This window comes from Alteromonas sp. K632G (assembly GCF_017653625.1).
Lineage (GTDB): Bacteria > Pseudomonadota > Gammaproteobacteria > Enterobacterales > Alteromonadaceae > Alteromonas > Alteromonas naphthalenivorans.
The window spans coordinates 1-1,252 of record NZ_JAGGDM010000056.1 but is presented as its reverse complement, the minus strand read 5'-3'; the positions used below and the strand labels follow the sequence as shown (position 1 = coordinate 1,252).

Sequence of the window (1,252 nt, the reverse complement as noted above, 5' to 3'; positions counted from 1 at the left end):
CAGGGTGAGATCGTGAATATTTATTGACCAGTTGGCGGAAACTAAACGATCAGTTTGACGATCCGGTTTAGTCGTGATCTTATACTCTCTTTTTGGGGAGTAAAACCATGTATATCGAAGCCTTCACCACCCACTTTGGGGAATTATCTGACACGCGTCAATCAGCAAAAGTGACCTATCCACTTGAGGATATTTTGTTTATCACCTTGTGTGGTGTCGTCGCTGGAGCCGAAGGGTGGAGCGATATCCGGGACTATGCCGACGGTCATATTGGCTGGTTCCAACAACATGGTTACTTGCGCGATGGCGTCCCCGTTGATGACACTATTGCCCGTACCATTTCGCGTATCGACCCAGAGCAGTTTAGAGTTTGCTTTATCAACTGGATGCAGGCTGTACATGAAAGCACCGAAGGACAATTGATTGCGATTGACGGTAAAACGCTGCGAAGCTCCTACCAGCGCGGTGACCGCCAATCAACGATACACATGGTCAACGCGTTTGCCTGCACCAATAAAGTCGTTTTAGGTCAGGTTAAAACCTCAGAGAAGTCGAACGAAATTACAGCGATCCCTGAGCTTATTCAGTTACTTGATGTTCAGGACACCTTGGTATCAATTGATGCTATGGGCTGCCAGACCAGCATCGCAGAGCAAATAGTCGAGCAAGGTGGTGATTACCTGTTCACACTCAAAAGCAATCAGGGCAAGCTCTGTAAAGCAGTCGAGGATGCGTTTACTGAGACACGGGAAGCACCACTTGGTGGCTTAACCTTCGAGCAAAAGCGGGGTCGCATAGAAGCCCGGACATACCATGTGTTAAGTGCTGATGACGTGAGCAAAGCGTTCCCGCAATGGCCTGAGTTAAAGACGCTTGGCATGAGCATGAGCTTCCGCCAACAACAAGGCAAAGCACCTGAACTGACATATCGCTACCATATCAGCTCCGCACCATTAAGTGAGAAGCAACTAGCCGAAGCAGTACGTTCTCACTGGGCTGTAGAGAACAGCTTGCATTGGGTACTGGATGTCAGCATGGGTGAAGACGACTGCCAGATACACCAGAATCACGGTGCCGAAAACTGGTCGATGCTACGCCATTTAGCGCTAAACATGTTGCGGGCAGAGTCATCAAAAGGCAGCATACCCGCCAAGCAAAAACGGGCTTGGATGAAAGCCAGCTATCTGGAAGCTGTGCTAACTGCGGGTTTTAGTGGCATGATTAATTAGTGAGCACTCATGCGGTTGCCCTG

At 49.2% G+C, this 1,252-nt stretch carries 1 protein-coding gene; it reads left to right on the top strand.

Features of this window, described 5'->3' with window-relative positions; genetic code table 11:
• Positions 1-107 precede the first annotated feature (107 nt).
• A complete protein-coding gene (locus tag J5X92_RS20845; protein ID WP_013782999.1) occupies positions 108-1,229 on the top strand; it encodes an ISAs1 family transposase in 1,122 nt (373 codons plus the stop codon).
• Positions 1,230-1,252 lie beyond the last annotated feature (23 nt).

Excerpts from the sequence above, each read along its gene's own strand:
- J5X92_RS20845 (WP_013782999.1), top strand. The coding sequence starts at position 108 with ATGTATATCGAAGCCTTCACCACCCACTTTGGGGAATTATCTGACACG.